The sequence below is a fragment of the Flavobacterium foetidum genome (assembly GCF_004634245.1).
Classification (GTDB): Bacteria; Bacteroidota; Bacteroidia; order Flavobacteriales; family Flavobacteriaceae; genus Flavobacterium; species Flavobacterium foetidum.
The window spans coordinates 138,182-152,897 of the sequence record NZ_SJTF01000002.1 but is presented as its reverse complement, the minus strand read 5'-3'; the positions used below and the strand labels follow the sequence as shown (position 1 = coordinate 152,897).

Here is a 14,716-nt window from a genome sequence, read left to right as displayed (position 1 = left end):
TAGTGGTTATCAAACTTTTTGTCGATTATTTCTACTTAATCAGTCCAGCACAAGCAACTCTGCCACCTGCGTCTCCAGTTGGTTGCGTAGTAAAGTCATCTGCTCCTGCGTGTACGATTAGACCTTTTCCTAAAACATCTTTGCTGGCGTCTCCACATCCTATACACCATTCATCTGTCGTAAGAGTAATTGTTCCGTTTCCTTTTGCATCTGCTGTAAAGTTTCCGATATCACCTTTATGATATTCTGCAGAACCCCATTTTCCATGCTTTTTAAAAGTCGGATTCCAGTGTCCTGCTGCAGAACTTCCATCGGCAGCGCTACAATCTGCTTTTTCGTGAATGTGTATGGCATGAACTCCCGGTTGTAATCCAGTGATTTTTGCTGTAAAAGTTACTTTGCCGTTTTTTTCGGTAAAAACTGCTGTACCGCCAACTGAAGTGTTGCTTTTTGGCTCTAATGCCACGGTCAACACTTTGGCATCATTTGATTTTGTACTGGTCTTACAACCAATAATTAAGGCTGTAAGTATAGCGAATGAGACGATGATTTTTTTCATAATAAAGGCTTTAAATTATAGATTAAGTAAATTTAACATAAAATAACTGAATTAATTAACTCTAAAAGTTAAAAAAAAGTCAAACTAAGCACATAAAATTTAGTTGGATAGAGTTCAAAAAAACAGAAAATAATCCTTAAATTAGAGGATGTTTTTCGAGACATTTTTGGAAAACGACTAGCTGTAATTCGTTTATATTTAAACTCTTGATGTTATGATGAAAAATATTTTTGCTGTTGTTTTTCTTTCTACGATATTCTTTTCCTGCAATTGTACGAAAGACAAAAAAAATGATTCGGTTTCTAAACTTGAAGGGCATTGGGAGCTTACTTATATAACAGGTCCTAGGATAACTTTTGAGGGGCTTTATCCCAATAAAAAACCTACTATAAGCTTTGATTTGAAAGAAAAGAAGGTTTCTGGAAACGGCAGCTGTAATTCTTATACAGGAAAACTTGTTGTAGAAGCAAACAAAATCGATTTTACGCAGCCCATGGCAATGACCAAAATGATGTGTCTAGACGGCCAAGGCGAACAGGTTTATATGAATACTTTGCAAAAAGTAACCTCATACGATATAAGCGATGACGGAAAAACTTTGAATTTTATTTCTGGCGATATTGCGACTATGCGCTTTGCAAAAAAAATAAAAAATTAACTCAAAACAATAAGGATTATGAAAAGGAAGTTTGCTATTATTTTACTCTTATCATTGTTTTTAAATAATGTGATAAATGCTCAGGAAAAATCTAAAAAAGAACTTAAAGCGGAAAGAGAACAACAGCAAAAACAAAAAATAAAGAGCCTAATAGATGCTAAGAATTTTGTTTTTGAAGCGCAACAACTTACGCCACAAGGCGGACGTCTTATACAATTAGACTATAATACTTATTTTTTAAAGTTTAATACTGAAAAAACAACCTGCGACCTGCCTTTTTTTGGACGCGGATTTAATGTAGGTTATGGAAACGATGGAGGCATCAAGTTTGAAGGTAAGCCTGAGGATATAAAAGTAAGTGAGAAAAAAAATGGTTGGAATCTGAAAGCTGTTGTAAAAGGTAAAAATGATGTTTATAATTTGACTTTCTCAATTTTTGCTAACGGAAAAGCTACACTGACAGTAATAAGCAACAACCGTGCTTCGATTTCTTATGATGGGGAAATAAGTGCTCCAAAAACCGATGTAAATAATTGAGTGGCAATTTCTTAATCTGAATTGTATTCTGTAGAATTGTGTTTATTTTCTTAGTTTTTTTAGTGTTAGTGTGTTGTAAATCAGTATATTTGATTAGGTGTATTTATGAACAAAAAAATCTAGCATTATGAAAAAACTAAGTATTCTTTTTATTTTGGTGGCAACCTCATTTTCATCTTATGCGCAGTCTTCTTATAAAGAGGATGTGGAAGTGGTTCAGAGCGTTTATGGTAAAACTAAGAGTGAACTCGTAAAGCAATACATGAATTTGTCTGATGAACAATCAGTGGCTTTTACTAAAGTTTATGACAGTTATGAAACAGAACGAAAAGCTCTTGGGCAGATTAAATTTCAGTTAATTAATGATTATGCTGCTAATTATGAAACACTTACTGATGCTAAGGCTGACGAATTAGCCAAGGGAACCCTTAAGAATCATATTGCCTACGAGAAACTTTACACTAAAACTTACCATCAGGCAAAAAAAGCGATTGGAGCTATAAATGCGGCCAAATTTATTCAGCTTGAGGTGTATCTGCAAACCATAATTCGAAGCGAAATTTTAGAAGCAATACCATTTATTGGAGAGCTCGATAAAACCAAAGTAAATTAACTCGTTGGGTGAAATTATTTTCAACACACAGAAACATAGTTTGACTAAACTTAAAAAAGGCGTTTCACTAGTCTAAATGCACATAGTTTAGGTATGTGTGGAAACTTGTTTCTTCCATTTTCTTTTTTCGGCAAAAAAACTATGCTTCTATGTGTTAAAATGCTTTTATTTTTTAATTACACCCAACGGGTTAAATTAGATTAGTATTATCAATAGCTTCATTCAAGACATTAAATCTCATTGATCTGCTAAAATAGGCATGAAATCCTTTTGCTTATAAATTTTTCACGCAGATTAATACAGATTAGATTTAGACAGATTTATTTCTAAGCTGATGTAATGCAATTGGAAAAAAATAATTTCACCCAACGGGTTACTATTACAATAAAAATAGGGGAATCAATTTTTTATAAATGATTCCCCTTTTTAATGCTTACTTTGAATTTTTCAGTTCATAAATTGCATTCACCATTCCGTTTTTCGGACTGTCTAATGTGAGTTCCCAAAACATAATACCTCCAAGCTTTTTAGACTTTACATATTCTGTTTTAGCTTTGATAGATTTAATATCATCAGATGTTGCAAAAGTTTTGGTTTTAGCATTGTACCAATAAGGAGCCTGTGCTTTTTCATCATAAAAATATTTCCATCCGTTTGCTTCAGTATATGTTTTAGCATAATCTTTGAAATTGACTCCTTCAACGTGTTTTCCTGCTTGGTATAATCCATTGTTGATATTTTCAACATTGATCCATTGTCTAGTATAAAAGGCACCACCAATTACAAGTTTTTCAGCGGGAACACCTTGTTTTAATAAATAAGTGACCGCACGATCTGTAGATTCTTCGTTTGGATTTGTACTATACAATGGTGTGTGATGCCCCGTAACTTGAGAATATCCATTTACCAAATCGTAACTCATAATATTGATGCGGTTTACCAATGGAGTAACTGCTTTCCAATCTATAGACTCGTCTAGATATTTTTGGAAACCTCCTGCTGCAAAGCTTAACTCGTATTTTTTTCCTAATGTGCTGCGCAGAATCTTTAACAGTTCAGTGAAATTTGGTTTGTCGACAGCTTGGTATAAATGCCCCGGAAGACCTTCAATTGCAGGATATTCCCAATCTAGATCTAAACCATCGACTTTAAAATAATCAGTAACTTCTTTAACTGATTTAGCAAAAGTCAATCTGCCTTCTGCTGTTGAAAAAGCTTGCGAACAAGGCTCACAGCCTCCCCAGCCTCCTAGAGAAAGCACCACTTTAAGCTGTGGGTTCTTAGATTTTAAAGAAACCAATTTTTTTATTGTGACAGAATCTTTAGAGGAGTCGACACTCAATTTGCCATTCTTTAAATGGCAAAAGCTGAAAATAATTTGATTTAATTTATTGACCTCATATTGATCAATTAAGTTGGCATCGCCTGTGTAGTAAGCGATAATATCCATTTTTTTGTTTTTCTGGGCAAATGTATTCGACGTAAAAACGCTGAGAAGTAAAATTGCAATTAGGTTAATTTGTTTCATTTTTTGTTTTTTGAAGTTTTAGAATGCTAAAATTAAAACATTAGATTCGATATTTAGCAATGCGATTATCCCCTAGAGTATTATTTAACGAATTTTTTGCAAATTGGTGCAAAAATATTGCAAATGCAAACTAAAGAATTAGGGCTGAGTTTTATACTGTTTAGAAAAATGATGTCCAAAAATAAACCCGCACAGTTTCGGACTTGTGCGGGATTATAACAAATTAAAAGCTAAAAACTATTTTGAAATTAGAAGCAGTAAGTGTTTTCTGCAACTAATTTTTCTGCAATTTTTTCTCTAAGTGCCACAACATTTGGCAGATTAGTATATTTAGTGAAACGTTTAAGTCCCATTAACATCATACGTTGTTCGTCACCTTCAGAGAAAGAAGCGATTCCCTCTTTTCCTCTTAAGTTTACGATATCAACCGCTTTGTACAAGTATAATTTTGCCATAGCGATTTGCTCTTGTACTTTATCTTCACCTTCTTTTTTAGCCAATTTCTCAGTTCTCAAAATTGTACTTTCAGCCATGTAGATTTCGATTAAGATATCGGCAGCAGCCATTAATAACTGTTGATGAGAGTCTAATTCTGGACCGTATTTTTGAACAGCGCTTCCGGCAACCATTAAGAAAACTTTTTTCAAGTTAGCCACGATTACTTTTTCTTCAGAGAATAATTCAGAGTAGTCCGGAGTATCAAAAGATGGAATTCCCATTAATTCTTCCTGAACTTTCATTGCTGGCCCCAATAAATCAACGTGTCCTTTCATCGCCTTTTTGATCAGCATACCTACAGAAAGCATTCTGTTGATTTCGTTTGTACCTTCGTAGATACGAGCGATACGAGCGTCTCTCCAAGCACTTTCCATTGGAGTATCTTCAGAGAATCCCATTCCGCCAAAAACCTGAATACCTTCGTCAGAACAGTTTTGAACGTCTTCAGAAACGGCTACTTTCAAGATAGAACACTCGATAGCATATTCTTCAACTCCTTTTAATTCTGCTTCTTGGTGAGAAGTTCCTTCGGCTTCACGAGCAGCGATTCTGTCTTCGATGTCTTTTGCAGCACGGTAAGAAGCACTTTCTCCAGCATAAGCGTTAGTTGCCATTTCAGCTAATTTAGAACGGATAGCGCCAAAAGATGCAATAGGAGTGTTAAACTGAATTCTTTCGTTAGCATATTTTACCGCTCCAGAAGTCACTCTTCTTTGAGCATCTAAACAAGCAGCAGCCAATTTGATACGGCCAACATTTAAGGCATTCATTGCGATTTTAAAACCGTTTCCTCTTTCAGACAACATGTTTTCAACCGGAACTTTTGTTTCGTTAAAGAAAACCTGACGAGTAGAAGAAGCACGGATTCCTAATTTATGCTCTTCTTCATTCATAGAAATTCCGTTTGAAGGATCGTTTTCTACGATGAAACCTGTAATGTTTTTATCATCTCCAATACGAGCAAAAACGATGAATAAGCTGCAGAAACCAGCATTCGAAATCCACATTTTTTGTCCAGTAATTAAATAATGAGTTCCGTCTTCAGATAAAACCGCTTTTGTTTTTCCTGAGTTTGCATCAGATCCTGCACCTGGTTCCGTTAAGCAATAAGCACCAAACCACTCTCCAGAAGCCAATTTCGGAACGTATTTTTTCTTTTGTTCTTCAGTTCCGTAAAGTGTAATTGGCATTGTTCCAATTCCGGTATGAGCACCAAAAGCAGTTGAGAACGAACCTGTTGCTCCAGAAATGTAGTCGCAAACCAGCATAGTAGAAACAAATCCCATTCCTAATCCGCCGTATTCTTCAGGAACTGCAACTCCAAGAAGTCCAAGTTCACCTGCTTTACGCATCGAAGCTTCTGTATAAGCATAATCTTTTTTCTCAAAACGATCTTTATGCGCCCATAATTCTTTGTCTACGAACTCTTTTACAGAGTCACGCATCATTAACTGCTCTTCCGAGAAATCTTCAGGAGTAAAGATGTCCTCGCATTTTGTTTCTTTAACTAGGAATTGACCTCCTCTTGTTTTGTCGCTCATGACTTTTATTTTTTTGTTTTAGTATCTTTTTATTTATGCATTTATCCTTAATCTTGTCATTTCGACGAAGGAGAAATCTCCGCAAGTAGCTCCACATCGATTGACAAACTTTGAGGATTATTGTCGCGGAGATTCCTCGTTCCTCGGAATGACAAACTGTATGGTTACTTTGTCGAAATACTAGTGCGATTTCTCGTTCCTCGAAATGACAAACTGAACGTATACTTTACTTAATAATACTCTCTTATAATACCTCGTAAATTCCAGCGCTTCCTTGCCCAGTCCCAACACACATCGAAACGATTCCGTATTTATTACCTCTGCGTTTCATTTCGTCGAATAACTGAACAGAAAGTTTAGCACCTGTACATCCTAGAGGGTGACCTAAAGCAATTGCTCCACCATTTACGTTTACGATATCTGGATTCAAGCCTAACTCGCGAATTACTGCCAAAGACTGAGAAGCAAAAGCTTCGTTTAATTCTACTAAGTCAATATCTTTTAATTCTAATCCAGCTTGTTTCAGTGCTTTCGGGATTGCTTTTACGGGCCCGATACCCATAATTCTTGGTTCAACACCAGAAGAAGCAAAGTTTACCAAACGTGCAATTGGCTCAAGGTTTAATTCTTTTACCATTTCTTCGCTCATGATTAAAACGAAAGCGGCACCGTCGCTCATTTGAGAAGAGTTACCAGCCGTTACACTTCCGTCAGCAGCGAAAACGGGTTTTAGTCCTGCTAAAGCTTCTTTAGAAGTTCCAGCTCTTGGTCCTTCGTCTTTATTTACAACGTATGATTTAGTTTCTTTTTTCCCATTTTCATTGATGAAAGTCTGCTCAACAGTAATCGGAACGATTTGTTTGTCGAATTTTCCTTCTGCCTGAGCTTTCAATGCTTTCATGTGAGAGTTGTACGCAAACTCATCCTGGTCTTCTCTAGAGATTTTGTATTGGTTAGCCACCGCTTCGGCAGTTAAACCCATTCCCCAGTAGTAATCTTCGTGACCTGCCGCCGCAACTTTATAATCTGGAGTTGGTTTGTAACCTCCCATCGGAATATAACTCATACTTTCTGCACCACCCGCAATGATGCAATCTGCCATTCCTGATTGGATTTTAGCAGTTGCCATTCCGATAGTTTCTAGTCCAGATGCACAGTAACGGTTTACTGTAACACCAGGAACATCTTCCACTTTTAATCCCATCAAAGAAATTAAACGTCCAACGTTCAAACCTTGTTCTGCTTCCGGCATGGCATTTCCTACCATAACGTCGTCGATTCGTTTTTTGTCAAAATTAGGCAGTTCGTCCATCATAAACTGAATGGTTTCTGCTGCTAATTCATCAGGACGTTTGAAACGAAATACGCCTTTAGGTGCTTTTCCTACCGCTGTACGGTAAGCTTTAACTATATATGCTGTTTTCATTTGTTTTTGTTTTTGTTTTTGTTTTTGTTTTTGATGTTTTTATAGGTCGCTCCTAAGGAGCTAATCGTATCATTTAAATTATATTTTCTACAAACAGATTGCCTCCCCGAGGCTTATTTAAATTTACATACATTATTGCTGCTACAAACGGATTGCCTCTACGAGGCTATTTAAATTTACATACATTATTGCTGCTACAAACAGATTGCCTCTCCGAGGCTATTTAAATTTGCATACATTATTGCTGCTACAAACGGATTGCCTCTCCGAGGCTATTTAAATTTGCATACATTATTGCTGCTACAAACAGATTGCCTCTCCGAGGCTATTTAAATTTACATACATTATTGCTGCTACAAACAGATTGCCTCTCCGAGGCTATTTAAATTTACATACATTATTTCTGCTCTAGTTGCCTCGGAGAGGCCTACTGTTTGTAGCATTAATTTAGGTATATGTTTACAAGCTCCGTAGGAGCGACCTGTTTTACCAACCCGTTTGTTATTCAACCCAATCAAACAAATATTTTTCGTCATAATCAATTTCAAATTTTTCTAAAAATGAAAGATATTCTTCTTTAAATGTTTGTTTTTTATGATGCTCTTCTTGATTTAGAATATATTTCACCACATTATCTAAATGGCTCTTTGAATAAGAAAAAGCTCCAAATCCTTCTTGCCAATTAAATTTTGTATTAATCCACTTGCTATCATTAATAAATTTTGATGATCCAGCTTTAATATCTCTGACCAAATCTGATAATGAAAGGTTTGGTTTCATTCCAATCAAAATATGAACGTGATCTGGCATTGCAAAAATGGATAATAATTTTTGTCCTCTGTTTGAAACAATACCTGTTATGAATTTATGTAGTTCTTCACGGTTTTCTTTTTTTATCAAATTTTCTCTGCTTTTTACTGCGAAAACAATTTGAATGTAAATTTGTGAATAGGTATTAGCCATAAAATTCGTTTTAAAACAGGTCGCTCCTACGGAGCTGAACCAAAAATCATTTCATTTTCTACAAACAGGATGCCTCTACGAGGCTTTTAGTTTCTAAGTGGTTTTCCTTTAGTCAACATGTACTGGATTCTTTCTAAAGTCTTGCGTTCTGTACATAAACTCAAGAAAGCTTCACGTTCGATATCTAATAAATATTGTTCAGATACTAAAGTAGCTTCAGATAAATCACCTCCAGCCATTACGTAGGCAAGTTTGTTAGCAATTTTCTTGTCGTGCTCAGAAATGTATTTTCCAGCCTGCATTTGGTCAGTTCCCACTAAGAACATACCTAAAGCTTGTTTTCCTAGAACTTTAATATCATTTCTTCTGATAGGTTGCGTATAACCCGCTTCTGCCATTAACAACGCATGTTTTTTAGCTTCAGCAATCTGACGATCTTTATTTACTACAATAACATCTTTTCCGTGTTGTAAAAGTCCAGTGTCAAAAGCTTCATAACCAGAAGTCGAAACTTTAGCCATTGCGATTGTTAAGAAATATTCTTGAAGAACGTTTAATTCCACATCGTTTTTACGGAATAAATCTGAGGCTCTTAAAGTCATTTCTTTAGAACCACCACCACCAGGGATAACTCCAACACCAAATTCCACTAATCCCATGTAAGTTTCTGCAGCTGCAACCACTTTATCAGCATGTAAGCTCATTTCACATCCGCCACCGAAAGTCATTCCGTGAGGTGCCACCACAACTGGAATAGAAGAGTAACGAACACGCATCATCGTGTCTTGGAACAATTTGATTGCCATATTCAATTCGTCGTATTCCTGCTCAACTGCCATCATGAAAATCATTCCGATATTAGCACCAACAGAGAAATTCGCTGCTTGGTTACCAATAACTAAACCTTGATGTTCTTTTTCTGCCAATTCAATTGCTTTATTGATTGCCGAAAGAACATCACCACCAATGGTATTCATCTTAGATTGGAATTCTAAGTTTAAGATTCCGTCTCCTAAATCTTGGATAATAGCGCCACTGTTGCTCCAAACTTTTTTGCTTTCGCGAATGTTGTTCAGAATAATAAATGAATCCTGTCCAGGAACTTTAACTTGTGATTTTGTTGGAATATCGTAGAAATAAGTAGCGCCTTCTTTTACAGTATAAAAACTGCTGCTTCCAGAAGCTAACATTTCGTTTACCCATGCAGCAGGCTCTAAACCTTCTGCTTTCATGATTTCGATTCCTTTTTCAACACCAATGGCATCCCAGATTTCGAATGGACCATTTTCCCATCCAAAACCAGCTTTCATAGCGTCGTCAATTTTGTAGAATTCGTCTGTGATTTCAGGAACTCTGTTTGAAACGTAAGCAAACATTCCGGCGAAACTCTTACGGTAGAATTCTCCCGCTTTGTCAGTTCCTTTTACTAAAACTTTAAAACGATTGATTGGTTTATCGATAGTTTTAGTTAATTCTAAAGTGGCAAAATTTGCTTTTTTTGCTGCTCTATATTCTAATGTATCTAAGTCTAAAGAAAGAATGTCTTTATCTACTTTTTTGTAGAAACCTTGTCCAGTTTTGCTTCCTAACCAATTATTTTCCATCATTTTGTTAATGAAATCAGGAAGTTTGAATAATTCATGTTGTTCGTCGTTCGGACAGTTTTCGTAAATACCGTTGGCAACGTGTACCAAAGTATCCAAACCAACAACGTCAACGGTACGGAAAGTAGCCGATTTTGGACGACCAATAACCGGACCTGTCAATTTATCAACTTCTTCAATCGTTAATCCCATTTCTTTCACTAAATGGAATAAACTTTGGATTCCGTAAATACCAATTCTGTTTCCAATAAACGCCGGAGTATCTTTAGCCACAACCGAAGTTTTTCCTAAGAATTTAGAACCGTATTCGTTTAAGAAATCCAATACCTCTTTTGAAGTTTTTGGACCAGGAATAATTTCAAATAATTTTAAGTAACGCGCAGGGTTAAAAAAGTGTGTTCCGCAGAAGTGTTGTTGAAAATCTTCGCTTCTTCCTTCACTCATAAAATGAATTGGAATACCAGAAGTGTTAGAAGTAACCAAAGTTCCCGGTTTACGGAATTTGTCGATTTGTTCAAAAACCAATTTCTTGATGTCCAAACGTTCAACAACAACTTCGATAATCCAGTCAACATTAGCAATTTTTGCCATATCATCATTCGTATTTCCAGTAGTGATTCGGCTAGCGAATTTCTGACTGTAAATAGGAGATGGTTTTGATTTTAATGAATTCGCCAAATGTTCGTTTACCACACGGTTGCGAACGGCTTTACTTTCAAGTGTTAATCCTTTTTTAGCTTCAGCTTCGGTCAGTTCACGCGGTACAATGTCCAGAAGTAAGACTTCGACACCAATGTTGGCAAAATGACAAGCTATACCTGAACCCATGATTCCGGATCCAATTACAGCAACTTTTTTAATTGTGCGTTTCATATTTGTTAATTGTTTTTATTGCTAGAATCTAAATAATCTCAGAAATCTTAAATTATTCGTTTTCTGTGTTTTTTGTTTGCTTCGCCAGTTCGTCGGCACTTGTATGATTAAATATGTTTTTGTCCTGAATCAATTCATTGATGATTTCAGCAACTTCGATAAAATGATTCAGCTTTTCGTCTGAAACATGTTTCCTAACGGTTTCATTAAACTTCAGAACTGTATTTTTGGATAAATCTCTTTTTTCTTTTCCAAACTCGGTCAGGTAAATCAAAACGCCACGTCCGTCGCTTGGGTTTTTTTTACGAAGGATTAATCCCTTTTCTTCCATAGATTTTAAGGTTCTGGTTAAGCTTGTGGCTTCCATTCCCATTCTCGGACCTAAAGCGGTTGAAGGAGTTCCTTCTTCTTTATCCATACTTAAAAGAGCAAATCCTGTCGCCATTGTGGCATCATACTTTGCCGCTTCTTCGTTGTACATTCTTGAAACAGCCTGCCAGGTTGCTCTCAAAATATAATCTATCGTTTTGTCTTTCATAGGGGAACTATATCGATTTCAAATATAATTAAAAAATACTATGCATGCATATAATTTTTTAATAAATTTTTGGTTGGTTAGAAAATATCCCTAATTTGAAGGGTTTTTGGGTCGTTTATTTTAAGTGTAATATACTATTCTTTTTTGTAATTTTAACATTTATAGAGTTGTATGAGCTCTTTTTTAGTTTTTAAAATGAGTTTAATTCTGCATTCTGTAAAAAATTATGCATTTTGTTCAGTTGATTCTTTTGGTTCATAGCGCGAAATGGCGTCGTGAAGTATCTTTTTCATACGATTTCTCAGACTTTCGGGTCTTAAAATTTCCACACAGCTTCCAAAACCCAATAACAGCCTTTCCATTTCATAATTTGGTATCACAAACAAATGCACGATTATGCTTCCGTCTTCATTTTCCTTAATAATGCGCTGAGAAGTATGCAAAGGTTTTGTGAGTACGTAGGGCGCATTTGAAGCGTCAACCCATATTTCAATGCGTCTTGGATTCATCCCTGAATTGACCGTAACGCCAATGACATCCTTATAAAAATTATCGGCATCGAAATCTTCTTCTAAATAAGGATGATTAAAATCGTAATCAATAGAAATGATTCTGTCCAAAGCCAAATTGGTAATGGGCTGTGACGCTTTTTTCTTTCCAATTAAAAACCAGCGATTATTGAACTCCTTTAAGATAAAAGGATGAAAATGGAATTTTGTTTCCTCAGCAGATTTAAAAGATTTATAAGTAATAATCAGAACCATTTTTTTGATAATCGCCTGATAGATTTCATCCAGATAATGCAATCCTTTTAGTTTCTCATTTTTATCCAGATAAATGACAGGTCTGGTATGCGATTTCTCGGAGTAGATTTTATCCTCCAATCGTTGCAAAATATCCGAAACATCATTAAATAAAGAGAAATCTTTAAACTGCTTTAACATCGAAACCGTTTCTGTCAAAACATTCATATCGGTTTCTGTCAGCGGAATATCGGTTATCGAAAAATCTTCGTCTTCATATTTATAAAACTTTTTATCGTAAACCACGATCGGCGCATTGTAACCGAGTTTTTCGCTCCGCATCAGCTGAATATCCATTTGAATTGTTCGCTTACTGATGGGGTTCTGTCGTCCTTCATATTCAAATAAAGCTTCAGAACATTCTTCGATTAAATCTTCGAGTGTCCATTGCCTGTATTTATTCTGAAGGCATTTGTCTATGGTTTTGTAGCGTATTAAGGCATTTTTGTTTTGTGACATTGTTTTTGTTTTGCCACAAAGGCGCGAGGGCACTAAGTTTTTTATTTTTAAGCCACAGATTATGAGGATTAGAATGATTTCTCTCATTTTTTGTCATTTCGACGTAAGGAGAAATCACACTAGAAACTCCGTCCAGAACGTCGCCAATCTTTGTGGAATTCCGTGTGTGATTTCTCCTTACGTCGAAATGACAAACTGTACGATTAATTAATACTTTAAACAAAAAAACTTTGCGACTTCGCGTCTTTGCGAGATTAATTCTGCGTTGAAATTTTGGGCGTGCCCCGCCGAAAAAGGCGGGTCGGGCTTTACGTTCCCGCTTTTTTTAAGGCGAAGAAAAATCGCCTTAAAAAAGAGCTCCACTTCAATCCCTCACGCATTTACGTTAATAATAGAATCTCTTTTTCAATATTAGCCCGAGCTTTTTCCTCATACAAACTCCTAAACTCATCAGTCTGAAAAATAAACTCGTTTTCCAAAAAATGTTTCAAAGCTTTTGCACGTCCTGGCCTGTATAGAAAATCAGGATAAATGCGATATTCTTTTCTGATTTGTTCAAAATAGGTTTTATAATCATCCCAATCTTTAGCAAGGATTTTCAAATCAAAATCGATTAACCAATTAATATCTTCGATTGCATTGTGTTGATGCTGTTGCGTTGCACAGATTGCATCAAAAACTAATTGTTTATTTAGATTGACATTTTTAGGTAAAACAGACAAAGCATATTCAGCACTTTTGAGTTCGTTATCTTTTTTGGATGCCGAATACACAAAATCATGATAGAAAATCGAAAATAATATTTCGTTTGGGTTTTGAAGTTTATCACGATAGACTTCAAAACTCTCGATCATTTCTTTTAAATGCGTGAGATTATGATAATGTCTTGATTTTTTGGAATATGCCTTTTCTAAATCAGCCCAGTTTTGCTGAATTTCATTTTCTGAAAAGCCAATGTTTAGAAGTAAATCGGTGTAGGTTTTTTTTAAATCCATATTAATATGTGTTTGAACAGAGCTTCGGAGAAGCGAAATATTTATAGCAAATTATAAAATCTAATCTTAAAGCTCCAGAGGAGCTCAACATTTATAGCCAATTTGCAAAACCCAACAATAAAGCTCCAGCGGAGCGACACTTCGGTTTGTTTTAATCAATAAATATTTCGCCCCGCTCGGGCTCTTTTAGATGCGCATAGAAAAATAGCTATAAATATTTCGTCCCGCTGGGACTTTCAATTTTTTACAATAATTCAAAAATTACGAATATGCCGTACAATTGGGACTTACACGGTTTTAATAAAAAAATATTTACTCAAAATTAAAATTTCTTTTTTACTGCGCAAAATAATTGCGTAGTGGCTTTGAAATCTTTGCTCAAGAAATAAAACAGATAGCATTTCTAAAAAATGAAACAAAAATTTTACTACGCAAAATAACTGCGCACTAGTTTTAAAATCTTTGTTCAGAATTAAAAACAAACGTTCATAGAAATAGAAAAGAATAAAACAGGTCAAGTTTAAGTTACTTCGAAAACACTTTCCAATGTACACACTTATACGATTACCTTTTTATTCAATTATATACGAAGCAGTAGCTCAATGGATAGAGCATTGGTAATAGTAGTTTTGAAATTACCCACATAGGTCAATCAAAACTTACTTCAACTCAGGGTACCAAGGGTTGTGGGTTCGAATCCCACCTGCTTTACAAATAATAAAAAAAGATATTTTAACTACGCAAAATAACTGCGCACTAGTTTTAAAATCTTTGTTCAGAAATAAAAACAAACGTTCATAGAAATAGAAAAAGAATAAAACAGGTCAAGTTTGAGTTACTTCGAAAACACTTTCCAATGTACACACTTACACCATTACCTTTTTATTTTTCAATCATAATTGGGGCAGTAGCTCAGTGGTAGAGCAGGTAGTTTTGAAATTATCAATAATGGTCAATCAAAATTTACTTCTTACACTTTTAATGTCCGGGTCGTGGGTTCGAATCCCACCTGCTCCACAATTAATGGTCAATTGAAACTTACTTCAGACAATTGGTTTTTTCCGGTTCGAGTCCGGCAAGTTTTAAAATCATCATTAATAAAAAAACGAGGGTCAAAATTA

12 protein-coding genes and 2 tRNA genes are annotated in these 14,716 nt (G+C 35.4%); 5 read left to right on the top strand and 9 right to left on the bottom strand.

The annotated features are described in order from the left end of the window. Positions 1-31: 31 nt before the first annotated feature. Complete coding sequence (locus E0W73_RS02985; RefSeq protein ID WP_135220610.1) at positions 32-559, bottom strand: superoxide dismutase family protein; 528 nt, start codon at positions 557-559, stop codon at positions 32-34. A gap of 214 nt (positions 560-773) precedes the next feature. On the opposite strand from E0W73_RS02985, the gene E0W73_RS02980 reads away from it, so the two are divergent. The 3 genes from E0W73_RS02980 to E0W73_RS02970 all read left to right on the top strand — a co-directional run bounded on the left by E0W73_RS02980 (position 774) and on the right by E0W73_RS02970 (position 2,367). Further along, positions 774-1,217: an META domain-containing protein gene (locus tag E0W73_RS02980; RefSeq protein WP_135220609.1), complete on the top strand. Its 444-nt coding sequence runs from the start codon at positions 774-776 to the stop codon at positions 1,215-1,217. Positions 1,218-1,235: 18 nt separating this feature from the next. After that, the gene (locus tag E0W73_RS02975; RefSeq protein ID WP_135220608.1) at positions 1,236-1,754 is read left to right on the top strand and encodes a DUF4251 domain-containing protein; all 519 of its coding nucleotides are present in this window, start codon (positions 1,236-1,238) and stop codon (positions 1,752-1,754) included. 127 nt (positions 1,755-1,881) lie between these two features. After that, complete coding sequence (locus tag E0W73_RS02970; RefSeq protein WP_135220607.1) at positions 1,882-2,367, top strand: hypothetical protein; 486 nt, start codon at positions 1,882-1,884, stop codon at positions 2,365-2,367. 433 nt (positions 2,368-2,800) lie between these two features. Here the strand turns inward: E0W73_RS02970 and E0W73_RS02965 are convergent, their stop codons facing one another. The 8 genes from E0W73_RS02965 to E0W73_RS02930 form a co-directional block, all read right to left on the bottom strand. Continuing rightward, positions 2,801-3,895 (bottom strand): glycoside hydrolase family 18 protein, encoded by a 1,095-nt coding sequence (locus E0W73_RS02965; protein ID WP_135220606.1) that lies wholly within the window; start codon positions 3,893-3,895, stop codon positions 2,801-2,803. A 248-nt stretch (positions 3,896-4,143) separates the two neighbouring features. Next, the gene (locus tag E0W73_RS02960) at positions 4,144-5,934 is read right to left on the bottom strand and encodes an acyl-CoA dehydrogenase family protein (RefSeq protein ID WP_135220605.1); all 1,791 of its coding nucleotides are present in this window, start codon (positions 5,932-5,934) and stop codon (positions 4,144-4,146) included. A gap of 244 nt (positions 5,935-6,178) precedes the next feature. Further along, on the bottom strand, positions 6,179-7,360 hold the full coding sequence (locus E0W73_RS02955; protein WP_135220604.1) for a thiolase family protein: 1,182 nt from the start codon (positions 7,358-7,360) through the stop codon (positions 6,179-6,181). 501 nt (positions 7,361-7,861) lie between these two features. Further along, positions 7,862-8,323 carry an IS200/IS605 family transposase gene (tnpA, locus tag E0W73_RS02950; RefSeq protein WP_135220603.1) on the bottom strand — a complete coding sequence of 154 codons (462 nt, stop codon included), beginning with the start codon at positions 8,321-8,323 and terminating at the stop codon, positions 7,862-7,864. An 86-nt stretch (positions 8,324-8,409) separates the two neighbouring features. Continuing rightward, on the bottom strand, positions 8,410-10,800 hold the full coding sequence (locus tag E0W73_RS02945; protein WP_135220602.1) for a 3-hydroxyacyl-CoA dehydrogenase/enoyl-CoA hydratase family protein: 2,391 nt from the start codon (positions 10,798-10,800) through the stop codon (positions 8,410-8,412). 52 nt (positions 10,801-10,852) lie between these two features. After that, on the bottom strand, positions 10,853-11,338 hold the full coding sequence (locus tag E0W73_RS02940) for a MarR family winged helix-turn-helix transcriptional regulator (protein WP_135220601.1): 486 nt from the start codon (positions 11,336-11,338) through the stop codon (positions 10,853-10,855). Positions 11,339-11,562: 224 nt separating this feature from the next. Then, positions 11,563-12,600: a helix-turn-helix transcriptional regulator gene (locus E0W73_RS02935; protein WP_135220600.1), complete on the bottom strand. Its 1,038-nt coding sequence runs from the start codon at positions 12,598-12,600 to the stop codon at positions 11,563-11,565. Positions 12,601-12,980: 380 nt separating this feature from the next. Continuing rightward, entirely contained in the window at positions 12,981-13,595 is a 615-nt protein-coding gene (locus tag E0W73_RS02930) for an HD domain-containing protein (protein WP_135220599.1), read from the bottom strand. 588 nt (positions 13,596-14,183) lie between these two features. On the opposite strand from E0W73_RS02930, the gene E0W73_RS21355 reads away from it, so the two are divergent. Beyond that, positions 14,184-14,306, top strand: a tRNA-OTHER gene (locus tag E0W73_RS21355). Positions 14,307-14,496: 190 nt separating this feature from the next. Continuing rightward, positions 14,497-14,612, top strand: a tRNA-OTHER gene (locus E0W73_RS21350). The last annotated feature ends 104 nt before the right edge of the window (positions 14,613-14,716 follow it).

Bases quoted from the DNA above. Each gene is read 5' to 3' on its own strand.
- E0W73_RS02985 (WP_135220610.1), bottom strand. From the start codon at position 559: ATGAAAAAAATCATCGTCTCATTCGCTATACTTACAGCCTTAATTATT.
- E0W73_RS02980 (WP_135220609.1), top strand. From the start codon at position 774: ATGATGAAAAATATTTTTGCTGTTGTTTTTCTTTCTACGATATTCTTT.
- E0W73_RS02975 (WP_135220608.1), top strand. From the start codon at position 1,236: ATGAAAAGGAAGTTTGCTATTATTTTACTCTTATCATTGTTTTTAAAT.
- E0W73_RS02970 (WP_135220607.1), top strand. From the start codon at position 1,882: ATGAAAAAACTAAGTATTCTTTTTATTTTGGTGGCAACCTCATTTTCA.
- E0W73_RS02965 (WP_135220606.1), bottom strand. From the start codon at position 3,895: ATGAAACAAATTAACCTAATTGCAATTTTACTTCTCAGCGTTTTTACG.
- E0W73_RS02960 (WP_135220605.1), bottom strand. From the start codon at position 5,934: ATGAGCGACAAAACAAGAGGAGGTCAATTCCTAGTTAAAGAAACAAAA.
- E0W73_RS02955 (WP_135220604.1), bottom strand. From the start codon at position 7,360: ATGAAAACAGCATATATAGTTAAAGCTTACCGTACAGCGGTAGGAAAA.
- tnpA (WP_135220603.1), bottom strand. From the start codon at position 8,323: ATGGCTAATACCTATTCACAAATTTACATTCAAATTGTTTTCGCAGTA.
- E0W73_RS02945 (WP_135220602.1), bottom strand. From the start codon at position 10,800: ATGAAACGCACAATTAAAAAAGTTGCTGTAATTGGATCCGGAATCATG.
- E0W73_RS02940 (WP_135220601.1), bottom strand. From the start codon at position 11,338: ATGAAAGACAAAACGATAGATTATATTTTGAGAGCAACCTGGCAGGCT.
- E0W73_RS02935 (WP_135220600.1), bottom strand. From the start codon at position 12,600: ATGTCACAAAACAAAAATGCCTTAATACGCTACAAAACCATAGACAAA.
- E0W73_RS02930 (WP_135220599.1), bottom strand. From the start codon at position 13,595: ATGGATTTAAAAAAAACCTACACCGATTTACTTCTAAACATTGGCTTT.